We start from the raw sequence: 16288 nt of genomic DNA, 5'->3' as shown, positions 1-16288 counted from the left end.
GATCAATGCTCCGACTCTCCCGGAACTTCAGGAACACCGGGATCATTCAAAATCTGCACCGCGGTCGCATCCCCCAGCGTTTTCCAATCCTGCAGCACCCACACGACCTTCTTGTCCGGTGTCACCTCGATGAGCTGCGGCCCTTTGCCATTCTGCCCGCGCGACGTGAAAATGGTGTTCCCGTTCGCGAGGCGGGTGCAGGTCTGCGGTGCCGACGTGAATTGATACTCCGCCGGCAGATCTTTCGCGCAATCAAACTCCCAGACCGTTTCCTTCTTGGCATTCACCTCGCGCGTGAGACTGTCCTTTTCATTCGTGATCAGCGTATTCCCGTTCTTCAAGCGGACCGCCGCCCAAGGCTTGGCGATGTCGTATCGCCAGATCTCCTTGAAGTCCTTGTCGAACTCCACCACGCGATCGAGGCTCAGATAGGAAAGCAGATAGGTTTCCTGCGCCGTGACACGGGCGCGCCGGAACTGGCCATGGACTCCCTGCGGCTTCTCATAGGGAATTTCATGGTCCACCTCGACCTCGCCGGTCTTGATATTGATCACCTTCAGCCGCGGCGGCAGCGCGTTTTCCACGAACATCACCTTGTCCTCGCCGATCGGCTGGCACGCATGGATCTCCGTCTTCTTGTCATCGTTCGAGAGCTTGCAGTCGTAGCGCCACACCACCTTCTTGTCCGGCGTGATCACCGCCACGTACTCCATGCGGGAAAAAAGGATGTTCCCGTTGGAAAGCATCCACACGTCATCGAACTCAGGACGCGGCCCCGTCGCATAGGTCCAGATGACCTTGCCATCGTTGACCAGGAACATCTTGTTGTAGTTCTCCCCCACATACAGCATCGGGTGCCGCGCCAGACCCTCACCCGGCAGCCCCTCACGCACCACCCCATCCGCCGGCCGGTCCGGCACCGCGATCTCGCCCGGGGCAAATGCCGGGACCCCTGGCGCCGTGAAAAGGTGCAGCACGTCCATACAGGGCGTCGCCGCCTGTGCCTTGGAAAGGCTCCCGGAAGCAGCGGCCAAACCAATGGCCGAAAGAATCATCCTCACCTGATGGGGTTTGCTGGTCATGATATCCGTGGATTTTTGTTAGAATGGAGTCGAAACGACGGGCCTACGGCTCAAGAACGCGCGAGCTGTCGCACCTTTGGGACTTCTCGCCGGTAATTACGGCATCAAGAAGAGGCTCTGCGGTCGAAGGGGTTTCCCCCATCCTCGTCCTTATTCACCCGTGGCGGCAGATCCTGACAAAAAAGGCGGGAAAAAGATGGGTCGCCGACACATCGGGCGGGCAGGTGACCGCTTTGAAAAAGCGAAACCTTTGGCTACATTCATGTTAGGTTAATGAACGGAAGCTAGGATGCCCGAATGTTCACCACCCGTCCCTTCCCGACCTTCATCGCCTTAACTCTCAGCGCTTTAGTTTCTCCTGCCTCCGCGGCGACGTTCTACTGGGACGGCACCGACAGCAATTCCACGGCCAATGGCGGCGCTGGCACTTGGGATACGGTTTCCACGAATTGGGACACCGCGAACGTCAGTGGCTCGAACATCGCGTGGAGCAATACCACTGCCGACACCGCCATGTTCGGCAGTGCGTCGGGAACGGTCACCCTCGTCACCGCAGGCACTCCAGGTGGAACGATCACGCTCGGCGGCATTTACATCAACAGCGGTAACTACGTCATCGGCAACGTCGCCGGAAACGGAACCCTCGATTTCGGCAGCTCGACCGGAGTGGTGAACACCACGGCCCAAGCCACCAACATCTTCTCCACCATCAACAGCAACCTCGCAGGCACCGGCTCACCCGGAGTCTCGATCGCATCGAATGGCGATCTAACAGCCACCGGTGGATTCACGACCGGCCGTCTCACGCTCAATGGCACCAATACCGGCCTGACCCATGGCATGACCATCACCTCGGGCCTCGTCGCCTTTGGCAGCCCGGCCGCCGCCGGCAGCGGGCCGATCACCCTGAATGGCGGCGGCATCGTAGCCACCACCGGCACCCTGACGCTGACCAATGCGATCGGACTGAGCGGCACCGGCGTGCTCCGGACCTTCGGCGGGACCACCCTGGTGCTCAGCGGCACGGTGAGTGGCAGCGGTTCCCTGTTCAAGACTGACACCGGCACGCTCACCCTCTCCGGAGCGAATACCTATACCGGTCAAACGAAAATCGGCTATGGCAGCGTGAACCTCACATCGTTCAACAGTGTGAACGGCGGCACACCCTTGCTCGCGACGAGCAACCTCGGCGCGCCCACCACCATGACTACGGGAACCATCGTACTCGGCACCAGCACGACCTTTGGTTCCATCACTTATACCGGCACCGGCGAAACCACCGACCGCGTGTTGGAAATCGCCAGCACCAATGCCGGACCCACCTTGAGCGTGGGAGGCAGCGGCTTGTTGAAATTCACCAGTCCCCTCTCCGTCACCGGCCTCGGCAGCAAGGCCCTCACGCTTCAAGGCTCCACCACCGGCGAGATTGCCGGAGCGATCGGCGATGCCGCATCCGGCAGCACCGCCACCACCGCAGCGTTTTCCAGCGGTGCCACCACCATCACGCTGGCCTCCGTCGATGGCGTGATCATCGGCAGCACCATCTCCGGCACCGGCCTTGGCGCAGGTACCACCATCACCGCGATCAATACCAGCACCCGCGTGGTGACCATCAGCCCGGCAGCCACTGGCGCAGGCGCCAACGGCCAGACCATGATCGTTTCCGGCGTCCAGAATCTCACCTCCATCCTGAAGACTGGCAATGGCACTTGGACCCTTTCCGGCCCAAGCACCTACACCGGCCAAACAAAGGTCAATGGCGGAACCCTAACCGCCACTTCCCTCAATAGCGTGAACGGCGGCTCGCCCCTGCTCGCGACCAGCTCCTTGGGAGCACCTACCACCGTGGCGAATGGCACCATCACCGTTGGAGCCAGCACTACCGGCGGCACCCTGAACTACACGGGCAGCGGTGAGACCACCGACCGCGTGCTAGACATGGCGGGCACCACCGGCACACCGGCGGTGAATCAATCCGGCACCGGACTGCTAAGATTCACCTCCGACATCACCACCAGCGGTGTGGGAAGCAAAGTCCTCACCCTCGGCGGAGCCACCGCGGGCATCGGCGAACTGAGCGGCGTGATCGCGAATGGACTGTCCGGGACCACCCAAATGACCAGCGCCATCTCCAGCGGAAGCACCACCGTGAACCTGTCCTCCGTGGATGGCGTCACCGTGGGCAGCAGCATTTCCGGCACCGGCTTCTCCGCCGGAACCACCATCACTGCCATCAATACCGGCAGCCGCACGGTCACATTTTCCCCCGCGGCGACGGGCACCGGCGTCAATGGCCAGCTCGTGACGGTCTCCGGCGTGACGAATCTAACAGGCGTTGCGAAGAACAGCAGCGGCACCTGGACCTTGTCCGGTGCGAACACCTACACCGGCGTCACCACCATCAACGGCGGAACCCTCATCTTTCCCAAGCCGGCCAACCTCTATCAGGGAAATTCCGCCGCCTGGACCACCTCCAATCTCGTGGTGAACTCCGGCGGCACCCTCGGCCTGAACATCGGCGGTGCCGGTGAGTTCACCGCCTCGGACATCGCCCTTTTCGATGCACTCGGCTCCTCCACCGGCGGCCTGAAAACGGGAGCCGTCCTCGGACTGGACACCACCAACGCTGGCGGAACCTTCACCTACTCCGCAAACCTGGTCAACGCAGGCACTTCCACCTCCACAGGTCTGGCCAAGCTCGGCAGCGGCACGCTCGTATTGAGCGGCACGAATACCTACAGCGGCGGCACCCGCATTGATGGCGGCACGCTGTCCTTTCCTGCACTCGCGTCGTTTCCCACTGGCGGCAGCGTCACCGTGAATGCAGCGGGCACCCTGGCCATCGCCGGTGCCTCAAACTATGGCCAGACGATCTCCGGCTCCGGCAAGATCACCGTGGCTACCTCCACCGGATCTAACACCACCGCCCTCTCTGGCCCGCTGAATAATTTCACCGGCATCATCGAGGTTTCCCCCGCCACCACCGGCGGCAAACTATCGGTCGCAAATGGCTCACAGAATACGATCATCTCATCCGCCGCCACCATCAAGGTGCTCAACGGCGGCACGCTCTACACGTCTTCCGCCTTATCCTATAGCGCGGCAGTTCAGCTCTACGGTGGCACGACCGGTGAGGCGCTCGGCCAACTCCGGGTTGAAAACGGCACTTGGTCCGGCCCGGTGACCTTCAAGGCGAACACCTCGCTCGGAGCGAGCAACGGCTTCAATGGCACCATCAGCGGCGCGATCGGCGACGAAGGCAATGGCTTCGGCTTCACCAAACTCGGAACCTCCACTCTGACGCTCACCGGATCTAACACCTACAAGGGTCCGACCAGCGTCGCGGGCGGCGTATTGAAGGCTAATTCCTTCAACAGCGTGGTCGGTGGCACTGCCAGCAGCGGACTCGGCGCTCCCGTTACCGTGGCCGACGGCACCATCTCACTCGGAGACACCACCACTGGCGCCAACCTCGCCTACGGCGGCACCGGCGAGACCACCGACCGCGTGATCAATCTGGCAGGCACCACCGGCGGCGGCACCCTCGATCAGGGAGGCACCGGCACGCTGAAATTCACCAGCAATCTTACCGTCACCGGTGCGGGTGCCAAGGTCCTCACCTTGCAAGGTTCGGGCATCGGTGAATTCGCCGGCTCCATCGTCGACGGCTCCAGCTCCACCGCCCTGACCAAAACCGGCGGCGGCATCTGGACGCTCTCCGGCATCAACAGCTACACCGGCGCGACCAATTCCAACGGAGGCACCCTCGTGTTTGCCAACGCCAATGCGGTTCCCGGCAGCAGCCGGAATATCGGCTCATCCACCAATGGCGCGATCGCCTTCGACTACAACACCTCGCTCCAAACCCTGCTCACCACCCGCATCACCGTAGGATCGACCGGTGGCCTCGCACTGACCGCGAACAACAACCTCGCCGAAAACCTCAACTTCAGCACCGCTGGCTACAACGGCTATCTCGGCGCGAAGGACAACGTCACCTACACCGGAACTCTCACCCCGAATGGCACCACCGTCCGGCTGGGCAATCAACTCGGCGGCACGCTCACTCTGAGTGGATCGAACATCGTCACCGGCTCCAATAACCTCTCGATCAACGGCAACGTCACCTTCACCTCGCCGCAGACCTACACCGGCACCACCACCTTCACCTCGAATGCCGGCATCTTCAATGGCGGGGGCACGCAGATCGATGTCAGCAAGCTGACCCTCAATACCGGCACCCTCACCAACCTGGACATCACCGGCAGCGGCACGCTCACCAAGTCGGGCACCACCACCGTGACGCTTGCCAGTGCCAATAGCTACACCGGCGGCACCTCGATCACCGACGGCCTGTTCATCATCTCTAACAGCTCCGCCTTCGGTGCCGGCGCGGTGACCCTCAACACCAGCGGCTCGACGACCGCACGCATCCAACTCACCAACGGCGTGAACGTCGCCAACACGCTGAACCTCGGCGTGAATCAAGGCATCTCCGGCCGCGGTGATCTGGAAATCAACAACACCTCGTCCGCCGCCACTTGGTCCGGCCCCATCAACATCACCGCGAACCCAACCAACGGCGGCCATTTCTACACTGACGCTACCTCCACGCTCACGGTTTCCGGACCGATCACCAGCACCGTGCCGGTCAGCTTCCGCGCCGGGAATTTCATCATCCCCGCCGCCTCCACCAGCAGCTATTCCTCGATCTACATTTCCGGAGCCCTGAAAATCGGCAGCAATGACGCGCTTGTGAAAACCGCGGACGTGGTGCTCGCGAATTCGGCCGCCACCACCCTCGATCTGAACGGCTTCAATCAGACCGCGAACACCGTGACCAAAGGCACGAACGCCGCCACCATCACCAACACCGCCGCCACCGCGTCCGAGCTCACCATCAACAACGCCACCGCCAGCACCTATGCGGGCATCATCGCCAATGGCACCGGCGGCCTTTCGCTGGTGAAGAGCGGCGCGGGCGATCTCACGCTCGGCGGCGCGAACACCTACACCGGCAGCACCACCGTCAATGCCGGCACCTTGATTCTCGGCGCGTCCACCTTGGCGGACAGCTCCACGGTCAGCATCGCCAGCGGCGCGAAGCTCTCGATCACCACCGCCTCGGACACTGTCACCCAGCTCTTCCTCGATGGCGTGCAGATGGCCGCCGGCACCTACGGCGCCACCGGCTCCGGAGCCGCCCACATCGATGACGCGCACTTTTCCGGCACCGGCAAACTCACGGTCCTCAGCAGCTCCGCAGCCTACACCGCCTGGGCGTTCGCGAAGGGTTTAACAACCACGAACCTGATCATCACCGCCGATCCAGACAACGACGGCCTCACTAACCTCGCCGAGTTCGCGTTCAATACCTCCCCCCTTTCCGCAGCGGATACCCCGCGCATGACCCCGAAGGTCCTTGAGGTCTCCGGAGTCCGCCTCTTCACGCTCACCCTGGCAGTGCGGAATGGCGCGACCTTCAGCGGCCCCGGTGAACAAGTGTCCACTCCCGTCGATGGTGTCACCTACACCATCCAGGGAGGATTCGATCTAACCGATTGGTCCGCTCCCGTGACGGAGCTGACCGGCCCGGACGCCGCCATCGCGCAGGCAAACATCCCCGCACCCGAAGCCGGCTGGACCAACCGCACCTTCTACATCGTCCCCACCGGACAAACGAAGGCATTCATGCGCGCCAAGGCCCAAGACTAAGGGGAACTTGCAACCCGACAAATTCGGGCCCACGGGGGAAATCAAATTCCCGCAAACCAATGAACCGGACAGTACGAGGACTGGGACTCGAACCCAGGACCAATTGGTTAAAAGCCAACTGCTCTACCGACTGAGCTATCCTCGCGTTACCGTTCCGGATCCGGTGACCGTCTGGTGGCGGTCGCCGGGGCGCGGATGGGTAGAGGTGGGGTCGGAGTTTGGCAAGATCATTTTCAACACCGCGCGAGGGCCTCGGCGAGGAAAGCGCGCAGGTCCATCGCCGGGCGGGAGATGAGACAGGCATCGATCCCCATGGCGGAGGCACCGTCGATGTCCGTTACCGGCGAGTCTCCGGCATGGAAGACTTCGTGCGGCTGGAGACGGAGCCTTCCAAGAGCGGCGCGGAAGATCGCGGGATCCGGCTTGCGGGCCCGGACATCGGCGGAGGTGATCACCTCGTCGAAATGCAGCCCGTGGCCGGCGAGAATGCCATGCAGCCGGAGGTCGAAATTCGACACCACGGCCAGCCTCAGCCCGGCAGATCGAGCCTCGGCAAGGACATCGGGAACCTCCGGGAACACCCGCCACGCATCCGGGCGAGCGTAGTGCGCGAACAAAGCTTCGAAACAGGGCCGGAAAAAACCCTCCGGCAATGGCGTGCCCAAGCTCTTGTTAAAGACGAGGAGAACGATCCAAGACCACCACTCGCGTTCCGCAGCGTCGCCGTCGGGATGGGCTTCATACTCGGGACCGCTGATTCCGTCGAAAGCCAAGCCAAACCACTTTTTCACCTCCGCTGGATCCACCGTCTGCCCGTATGCTGCCGCAGTGCGCGCGTAAACGACGGCGACTGGTTCGGCCGGTTCGATCAAGGTCCCGGCGGCATCGAGGAAGAGAGCTTGGAGCACGGGCTGGAGCGTGAAGGCTGGGAGTCCACTTTCACAGGGCGTTTTCCCGGGAAGCGATTCCCGTTGCTGTCGGACAGAACGGCGCGAACTTAAGCCACCGCTGGAAATGAGCTTTGATGCCACCGGAGGCAGCTGCGGAAGTTAGAAGCCGGTTAGAAAAAGCGACTAAGCCGCAGGCGGACAAACGACGTTACGCCTACGCCCGAATCCCGCCGCCCGTCGGGATTCCTTGTCCCCAAACCCAATGAAGAATTCGACCAAGGTCCTACTCGCGTCCATCACCTCTGGAGCCGGCATTCTGGCGCTCGGCCTATTGAAGGAAAAGCCGGAGGTCGCCGCCCAGGCCGTCGCCCCCGCGGCGGTGAAAGTGAAGGAAAAGGCAGCTCCCGCGCTGCCGCTCACCCAGCCAATGCCCGTAGCCGCCGGGAATGCAGGTCCTTTCACCGACATCGGCGCCTTGGAAAAAGGATCGGTGATCCGCCTCCCCCTCCCCGGCGGTGGCGAGATCGCCGCCCGCCTGAATTACGTGAATCATTACGACAATGGCGCCCGCGCGGCTGGCGGCGATGTCGAGGACGGCAGCGGCACCTTTGAAATCGGCGGCGAGCCATGGGGCTATCGCGGATTCGTTCTCCAGAAGAAAGACGGCATCGCCTACGTCTATTCCAGCGGGCCGGATGGCGGATTGCAGGTCGCCCGGCGGCCCATCGGCGATGTGATTTGCGAGCCGGACCCGAATTGGAAGCAGTTCGCGAAGACCGATGCCCCGGATCCGGAAAAGGCGGCGATCTATAACGGCGGCCGTTCAGTCGGCACCATCTATGAAGCCATCCCGGTCCTCAGCAGCCTGCCGCGCGCGGAAGCGACGATCTACCTCGATTTCGACGGCGAGATCATCGAAGGCCAATCGTGGGAAGGCGGACGGCGAATCATCGCCCCGGCTTATAATCTGTCGGCCAGCGAGATCACCGGCATGTGGCAACGGGTGTCGGAGGACTTCGCACCGTTCGAGGTCAATGTGACCACCGACTTGCAAGCTTACCTGCGCGCACCACAGGGGCTGCGCATTCGCTGCATCACCACCACGAACAATTTCGCCTCTGCTGGCGGCGTCGCGTTCAACAATACCTTCCGCGAATCCGGCGATCCGGTGTGCTGGAACTTCTACAGCGGCAACGCCGGCGCGGTAGTGATCTCGCACGAGGTCGGCCACACCTTCGGCCTCAGCCACGACGACACCACCACCCAGGGCTACTACGGCGGCCACGGCAGCGGCGCGATGAGCTGGGGCCCGATCATGGGCGCACCCTACAATCAGAACATCTGCCAGTGGAGCAAGGGCGACTACAACAATGCCAACCAGCACGAGGATGACCTGATCATCATCGGGGCGGTCGCAGCCCGCCGCGTGGACGACCACATGCCGGATGCCGTGCAGGCGACGCCGCTCACCATCGGCTCGGGCGGAGCGGTTTCTAACACAGGGATCATCGCCAGCCCTGATGACGTGGATGGCTTCACCTTCACCACCGGCGGCGGCACCTTGAATCTCCAGTTCAATGGCGCGGTCAACAGCCCCAACCTCGATATCGAGGCGAAGCTCTACAACTCCGCCGGCACGCTGGTTGCCACCGCCAGCCCGGCGAATCAGTTGAGCGCCACGCTTTCCACTGCCGTCGTCGCCGGCACCTACACCGTGACGGTCGACGGCGTCGGCAATGGCACTTGGGCCACCGATGGCTACGATGACTACGGCTCACTCGGCGAATACACCATCACCGGCACCGTCCCCACTCCCGGCTGGCGCTTCAATGTTCCGGTCATTGCCCTGAACACCGCAGTGATCGGCACCGTCGCTCCGGGCGGTTCGGCTTACTCGATCACCGCGGGAAATACCGGCACCGCCTTCGCGATCAGCGGCACCGGCGTGCTCAGCGTGGCCAATGCCGCCGCTCTCACAGGCGGCACAGTCTTCAATCTGACCGTGGGCTACACCTCCGGCGGTGCACAATCGGTGCCCGTCACCGTGCGCGTCGCGCCCATGCGTGGCCTGAAGCAGGAGATCTGGACCGGCCTCAGCGGCAACACGCTCGCGGGACTGACCACGAATGCAAACTATCCTAACAGCCCGAACGTCACCCGCCATGCCGGCACCTTCCAAGGCTGCTACCCCGCCGACAACTACGGCCAGAAATTCAGCGGCTATCTCGTCCCGACCGAGACCGGCAATCACGTCTTCTGGACCGCAGCCGACGACATCAGCGAGCTGTGGCTGTCCACCGACAGCAATCCTGCGAACAAGGTCAAGGTCGCCTACAACAACGCGAACACGGACATCAATTGGGCCAACCAGGCTTCCCAGCAGTCCGCCAATATCGCGCTCGTGGCCGGGCAGCGTTACTACATCGAATACCTGCATCGGGAAAATGCCGGCGGTGACCACGCCGCGGTGGCGTGGCAGACACCCACCCTTTCCCGCCGTCTCATCGGTATGGAGTATCTCGAGTATCCGGGCACCATGGCGAACCGCCCACCGTGGCTCGCGAATATGACCTTCCGCGTCCGTGAAGACAGCACCGTGGGCACGGCGGTCGGCACCCTGGCGGCTGGCGATTTCGAGCCGGGCTCCGTCCTCTCCGCTTACACCATCACCGGCGGCAATACCGGCACCGCCTTCGCCCTGAATGCCACCACCGGCGCGCTGACCGTGAATGGCGCGCTCTCCTTCGCGACCCTTCCGAAATACTACCTCGATGTCCGCGTGACCGATTCCGGCGGCTTGCAGCGCACCGCGCAGATCGCCGTGGAAGTCGAACCGCGCGCCGTGAAGCGCGAATACTGGTCCGGCATCAGCGGCGGCCAGATCACCAACCTGACCTCGAACGCCGCCTTCCCTAACAGCCCGACCTCGGTCACCTACCAGGCATTCTTCGAGACGCCGCAGAACATCGCCGAAAACTACGGCCAGCGCCTCAGCGGTTACCTGCGCGCACCGGACAGCGGCAGCTACACCTTCTGGATCGCTTCCGACGATGCCGGTGAGCTCTGGCTTTCCACCGACAGCAATCCCGCGAACAAGGTGAAGATCGCCTACCACACCGGCGCCACCGGCTCGCGCGAGTGGGGCAAGTATGCCACCCAGAAATCCGCCGCGATCACGCTGGAAGGCGGCAAGTTCTACTACATCGAGGCACTCCACAAGGAAGGCGCGGTCTCGGATAATCTCGCCGTGTCATGGCAAGGTCCGGACTTCGGCCAGGTCATCCTCGGCGCGCCCCATGTGACGCAGCAGTTCTACAATCACGCCGCACCGGTGCTCGATGACAAGACAGTCACCGTCTTCGACCGCGATGGCCTGGTAACAACCCTTGAAGCCAAAGACTGGTCTGATCCAGGCACCAAGGTGACCTACTCGATCACCGGCGGAAACACGGACGGAGCCTTCACCATCGATCCCGCCACCGGCACCATCCGCGCCACCGGCTCTCGTCTGCCGACGGGCACTCGCGTTCTAACCATCACTGCCACCGACAACGGCCCTACTCCCCTTTCCGACACCGCGTCCGTCACCGTGAACGTCGTGAAGGCCGGCCTGAAGCGCGAAGTCTGGACCGGCCTCACCGGAGGACAGGGTCTCAATGAACTTACCGACTCGCTCTACTTCCCGCAGTCGCCGGATCAAAGCGGTTACACGCAGCACTTCGAGGCCCCGTCCGGCTGGGGCGACAACTACGGCCAGCGCCTGAGCGGCTATCTCATCCCCCCGGCCACCGGCAGCTACACGTTCTGGATCGCTTCCGACGATGGCGGCGAGCTGCGCCTCTCCACCGACGCGAATCCTTCTAACAAGAAGACCATCGCCAGCGTGGTGGGAGCCACCGGCAATCAGGCGTGGACCGACCAAGCCAGCCAGCAATCGGTGGCGATCTCGCTGGTCGCCGGCCAGCGTTACTACGTGGAAGCCTTGCAGAAAGAAGGCGGCGGCGGCGATCACCTCGCCGTGGCGTGGCAAGGCCCCGGCATCGCCCGCACCCGGATCAGCGGCGACAACCTCGAGTATCCCGACAGCTATCGCCCCTCCTTGAAGCGCGAGGTCTGGCTCGGCAATACCACCACCACGCCACCGGCCACCGCGCCGAGCTCGGAAGGCGCGCTCTTCACCTTCAAGTCCTGGGCCGACACTGCGGACAACTACAGCGACCGCATCTCCGGCTACCTCGTCCCACAGGTGACAGGAAGCTACACCTTCTGGCTCGCCTGCGATGACGATGGACTGCTTAGGCTTTCCACCGACGAAAACCCCGCCAACGCCGCGCAGATCGCCTCGGTCACCGGCTTCGTCGCCCCGGAAGCATGGGACATCAATGCCTCGCAGAAATCGACCGCCCGCACCCTCATCGCAGGCAAGCGCTACTACATCGAAGTGCGCCACCGCGACGGCATCGGCGGCGACCACGTGGCCGTAGCCTGGCAAGGCCCCGGCATCACGCGGCAGGTCATCGGCAATGACTACCTTGAACACCCCACCGCTCCCGCGGATCGCTCGTTGCTGAAGCGCGAGGTGTGGAATGGCATCGCCGGCGATAACGTTACCGACCTCACCGGCAACGCCGCGTTCCCGGCCACGCCATCGACCGTCACCACGCTGGCAGCGAATGTCGGCCTGGTTACTGGCTCGAATGTGGCCGATACCTTTGGCGAGCGCCTCAGCGGCTACCTCATCGCGCCGGATCACGGGCGATACACCTTCTGGATCGCCTCCGACAACTCCAGCGAGCTGTGGCTTTCCACCGACGGCAATCCGGCGAACCGCATCAAGCTCGCCAGCGTGAGCGGTTCCGTGGCGGCGCAGGGCTGGGATGTGCAGGCCACGCAGAAATCGGTGCCGGTCGCCCTTGAAGCAGGCCGCCGCTATTTCCTCGAAGTGCTGCATAAGGAAGGCACCACCACCGATCATCTCGCGGTCGCGTGGCAGGGCCCCGGCTTTGCCCGTCGCGTGATTCCGAATCAATTCCTGGAGCACCCGTCGGTCATCCCCGGCAAGCCATCGATCCGCCGCGAGGTCTGGTCGGGCATCGCCGGTGAGCAGGTCTCCAATCTGACGAGCAATGCCGCCTTCATTGCCGGCACGCCCACCGCACGTGGCCAGCTCACCACCTTCGAAACGCCGACCGATCACGGTGACAACTACGGCCAGCGCCTCACCGCCAAGCTGGTGGCCCCGGAGTCCGGCAACTTCAAGTTCTGGATCAGCTCCGACGACGCCAGCGAGCTCTGGCTTTCCACCGATGCCAATCCCGCGAACAAGGTGCGCATCGCCTACACCACGGCATTCACCGACTTCCGCCAGTGGACCAAGTATGCCACCCAGGAATCCGGCAGCTTGCCGCTGATTGCAGGCACCACCTACTACATCGAAGCGTATCAGAAGGAAGGCGCGGGCGGAGATCACGTCTCGGTGGCATGGCAGGGCCCATCGTTCCCACGGCAGGTCCTCGATGGACGCTTCCTCCAATACCCCGGCACGCCCCCGGCAAACGTGGCACTCAAGCGCGAGATCTGGACCGGCATCGGCGGCAACAACGTCAGCGACCTCACCGGCAACGCGAACTACCCGAACACGCCGAACCAGACCCTGACCCTCGATAGCTTCGACGCGCCGGTGAACTGGGGCGACAACTACGGCCAGAAGATCAGCGGCTACCTCATCGCTCCGCGCACCGGCAGCTACACGTTCTGGATCGCCTCGGACGATGGCGGCGACCTCAACCTCGCGACCGATGGCAATCCCGCGAACAAGACCCGCGTCGCCTACACGACCGGTGCCACCGGCTACCAAAACTGGACCAACAACACCAACCAGACCTCGGCAACGATCGCACTCGTCGCAGGCCAGCGCTGCTACATCGAGGCGCTGCAGAAGGAAGGCGGCGGCGACGATTACGTGTCGGTGGCTTGGCAAGTGCCGGGCTTCAGCCGTCAGATCATCCGCAAGGAGTTCCTGGAGTATCCGGGCCTGATGCCGGGAGAGACGCAACCTGGTAATGCAATCGCCCCACCACCCGGCGACCCGAGCTATACCTTCTGGCTCGACTACATGGGACTGCAAGGCACGAACCGCCTCGCCACCGCCGACCCGGACAAGGACGGCATTCCGAACAGCCTGGAATTCGTCCTCGGCGGCAATCCCACCGGCACCGGCACTCCACCCGTCGCCGTCCTGCCGCAGCTGACCATGGACCCCACCTGGGCCACCTTCGTGTTCCGCCGCGCCGACGTCGCCTCCGCGGCCGCGCCCTTCGCGGAGTATGGTGGAACTCTCACCGGAACCTGGACCCCCGCCACCAATGGCGTGAACGGTGTCCAGATCACCGAGACCGACGATGGCTTCGGCCCCGGTGTCGATCGCGTGACGGTCAAGATCCCGCGCACCGGGGCCAAGATGTTCGTCCGCCTCAATGGGAACCTGTAAATCCCCGCGGTTCGTGGCGTAATTCCGCCATGAACCGCCGCGGCTGGCTCCAGCTCACCTTCGCCACCCTCCCCGCGGCCTGCCGTAGGGAGGGACCGGCGGCCGTCGAGGCCGGGTCAGTTTGGCAGCCCCTCACAGCCCACTGGCAACCCGCCGCGGGCGGCGAGCTCTCATTCCCCTCCCCCGGCCAGCTGCGGCTCCAGTCGAGCGAAAGCCTCAGCGCGACGAAGTGGACCGGGCCACCCGTGAAACCGCCGTTTGAAATAGAATTTGAAGCCCGCCGACTCGATGGCACCGACTTCTTCTGCGGCCTCACCTTCCCCGCCCGCGCTGGCGGCGAATGCCTGACTTGGATCGTCGGCGGCTGGGGCGGCAACGCCGTCGGACTCTCCTCGATCGACGGCAAGGATGCGTCCGAAAACGAGACCACCTTCCGCCGCTCCTTTGAAAAGGAACGCTGGTACCGGCTGCGCCTGAAATGCTCCGCCGGGCGCATCGAGGCGTGGATCGATGACGAGCAGGTCATTGACTTCCAGACCACCGGCCGGAAGCTCGGTTTGCGGCCCGGACCGATCGACCAATGCGCCCCTTTCGGGCTCGCCACATGGCAGACCAGCGGGGAGTTTCGGAGCCTCCGCTGGAGGCCTTTTTAGCCCTGACTCAGACGGGAGATTCGGCTTGCAAGTCAAGTCGTTCCGCCGTATCCCCGCCGCAGATCAAACTTCCGACGCGAACGGAGCGGGTCAAAAGCCCGCTCTTTCGCGTCTCTGGACATACGGAGCGCACCCGCGCCGCACTGCCCGCCATGACCAACGACATCGTCGCCCTCATCGATTACTACGAGAAAGAAAAAGGCATCGACCGCGACAAGGTCGTTGCAGCGCTCGAGTACGCCTTCATTTCCGCCTATCGCAAAATGGTCCCCGGGGCCGATGCCATCGAGACCCTGCGGGCCGATGTGAACACCAAGAAGGGCGAGACCCGCATCTTCGCGGTACTGACGGCCGTGGCCGATGAGGAGTATAAGGACAAGTTCAACGAGGTCCCCCTTGCCACCGCGCTCAAGAAGAAGCCGGACGCGCAACCAGGCGACCTCCTCGAGTTCAACGTCACGCCGAAGGACTTCGGCCGCATCGCCGTCCAGACCGCGAAGCAGACGATGATGCAGCGCCTCCGCCAGGCGGAGAAGGAGATGATTTACGAGGAGTTCAAGGACCGCGCGGGCGACATCGTCTCCGGCACCGTCCGCCGCTTCGACCGCAGCGATGTGCTCATCGACCTCGGCAAGTTCGAGGGCGTCATGCCGTCCCGCGAGCGCGTCCAGACCGAGGAATATAACATCGGTGACCGCATCCGCGCCTACGTCGTGGCCGTGGAAAACGAAGGCCGCGGCCCGGAGATCATCCTCTCCCGCAGCCACCCGAATTTCGTCCGCCGCCTCTTCGAAGCGGAAGTGAATGAGATCTCCGACCGCACCGTGGAAATCCGCGGCATCGCCCGCGAAGCCGGCTACCGCACCAAGGTCGCCGTCTTCAGCACCGACGACAAGGTGGACCCTGTGGGCGCCTGCGTCGGCCTCCGCGGCGCACGCGTGAAGAACATCGTCCGCGAGCTCAACAACGAGAAGGTCGACATCATCCGCTGGAGCGATGATCCGGAGGAATTCGTCCGCGAAGCCCTCAAGCCGGCCGTCCTCCGCACCATCACCGTCGACAAGGAAAACCGCGTGGTCCATGTGACCGTCGACGAGGAAGACCTCAGCAAGGCGATCGGCCGCCGCGGCCAGAACGCCCGCCTGTCTTCCCGCCTGATGGGCTGGGACGTCCAAGTTCGCAAGGACGAGAGCAAGCTGGAGCAATTCGAAAAGAAGATCGCCGGTGCCGCCCACTCGATGGCCGAGCAACTCGGTCTCGACGACGACCTGGCCGCCAAACTCTTCCGCGCAGGTGGCATGTCCGCCGATATTGTCGCGGAGATGCCGGTGGACTACATTGCCGCCAACCTTGAGATTACCGAAGAGCGCGCCCAAGATATCCTCGACCGCGCGAAGCAGCACTCGGCTTCGGCCTGATACGATTGATTCGACAGATTTTTCCCGGAGCCAGTTGCTC

At 63.3% G+C, this 16288-nt stretch carries 6 protein-coding genes and 1 tRNA gene; 4 read left to right on the top strand and 3 right to left on the bottom strand.

The features are described from left to right. Positions 1 to 2: 2 nt before the first annotated feature. Complete coding sequence (locus WKV53_RS25900) at positions 3 to 1082, bottom strand: hypothetical protein (protein ID WP_341407743.1); 1080 nt, start codon at positions 1080 to 1082, stop codon at positions 3 to 5. Positions 1083 to 1379: 297 nt separating this feature from the next. Here WKV53_RS25900 and WKV53_RS25895 point away from each other — a divergent pair, with 297 nt between their 5' ends. After that, complete coding sequence (locus WKV53_RS25895) at positions 1380 to 6797, top strand: beta strand repeat-containing protein (RefSeq protein ID WP_341407742.1); 5418 nt, start codon at positions 1380 to 1382, stop codon at positions 6795 to 6797. 72 nt (positions 6798 to 6869) lie between these two features. Here the strand turns inward: WKV53_RS25895 and WKV53_RS25890 are convergent. Both WKV53_RS25890 and WKV53_RS25885 read right to left on the bottom strand, forming a co-directional pair. Continuing rightward, positions 6870 to 6942: transfer RNA gene (locus tag WKV53_RS25890), tRNA-Lys, on the bottom strand. Positions 6943 to 7030: 88 nt separating this feature from the next. After that, complete coding sequence (locus WKV53_RS25885; RefSeq protein ID WP_341407741.1) at positions 7031 to 7705, bottom strand: HAD-IA family hydrolase; 675 nt, start codon at positions 7703 to 7705, stop codon at positions 7031 to 7033. A 244-nt stretch (positions 7706 to 7949) separates the two neighbouring features. Between WKV53_RS25885 and WKV53_RS25880 the strand changes: the two genes are divergently transcribed. The 3 genes from WKV53_RS25880 to nusA all read left to right on the top strand — a co-directional run bounded on the left by WKV53_RS25880 (position 7950) and on the right by nusA (position 16248). Continuing rightward, positions 7950 to 14177: a PA14 domain-containing protein gene (locus WKV53_RS25880; protein WP_341407740.1), complete on the top strand. Its 6228-nt coding sequence runs from the start codon at positions 7950 to 7952 to the stop codon at positions 14175 to 14177. 29 nt (positions 14178 to 14206) lie between these two features. Beyond that, on the top strand, positions 14207 to 14830 hold the full coding sequence (locus tag WKV53_RS25875) for a LamG domain-containing protein (protein WP_341407739.1): 624 nt from the start codon (positions 14207 to 14209) through the stop codon (positions 14828 to 14830). Between the two features lie 152 nt (positions 14831 to 14982). Next, positions 14983 to 16248, top strand: a complete 1266-nt coding sequence (nusA, locus tag WKV53_RS25870) for a transcription termination factor NusA (protein ID WP_341407738.1) — start codon at positions 14983 to 14985, stop codon at positions 16246 to 16248. Positions 16249 to 16288 lie beyond the last annotated feature (40 nt).

This window comes from Luteolibacter sp. Y139 (assembly GCF_038066715.1).
Classification (GTDB): domain Bacteria; phylum Verrucomicrobiota; class Verrucomicrobiia; order Verrucomicrobiales; family Akkermansiaceae; genus Haloferula; species Haloferula soli.
The sequence above is the reverse complement of the archived record's forward strand: the minus strand, read 5'-3'. Positions and strand labels throughout refer to the sequence as shown.

What these genes read in the sequence shown, in the direction of transcription:
- WKV53_RS25900 (WP_341407743.1), bottom strand. Translation starts at nt 1,082, where the DNA reads ATGACCAGCAAACCCCATCAGGTGAGGATGATTCTTTCGGCCATTGGT.
- WKV53_RS25895 (WP_341407742.1), top strand. Translation starts at nt 1,380, where the DNA reads ATGTTCACCACCCGTCCCTTCCCGACCTTCATCGCCTTAACTCTCAGC.
- WKV53_RS25880 (WP_341407740.1), top strand. Translation starts at nt 7,950, where the DNA reads ATGAAGAATTCGACCAAGGTCCTACTCGCGTCCATCACCTCTGGAGCC.
- WKV53_RS25875 (WP_341407739.1), top strand. Translation starts at nt 14,207, where the DNA reads ATGAACCGCCGCGGCTGGCTCCAGCTCACCTTCGCCACCCTCCCCGCG.
- nusA (WP_341407738.1), top strand. Translation starts at nt 14,983, where the DNA reads ATGACCAACGACATCGTCGCCCTCATCGATTACTACGAGAAAGAAAAA.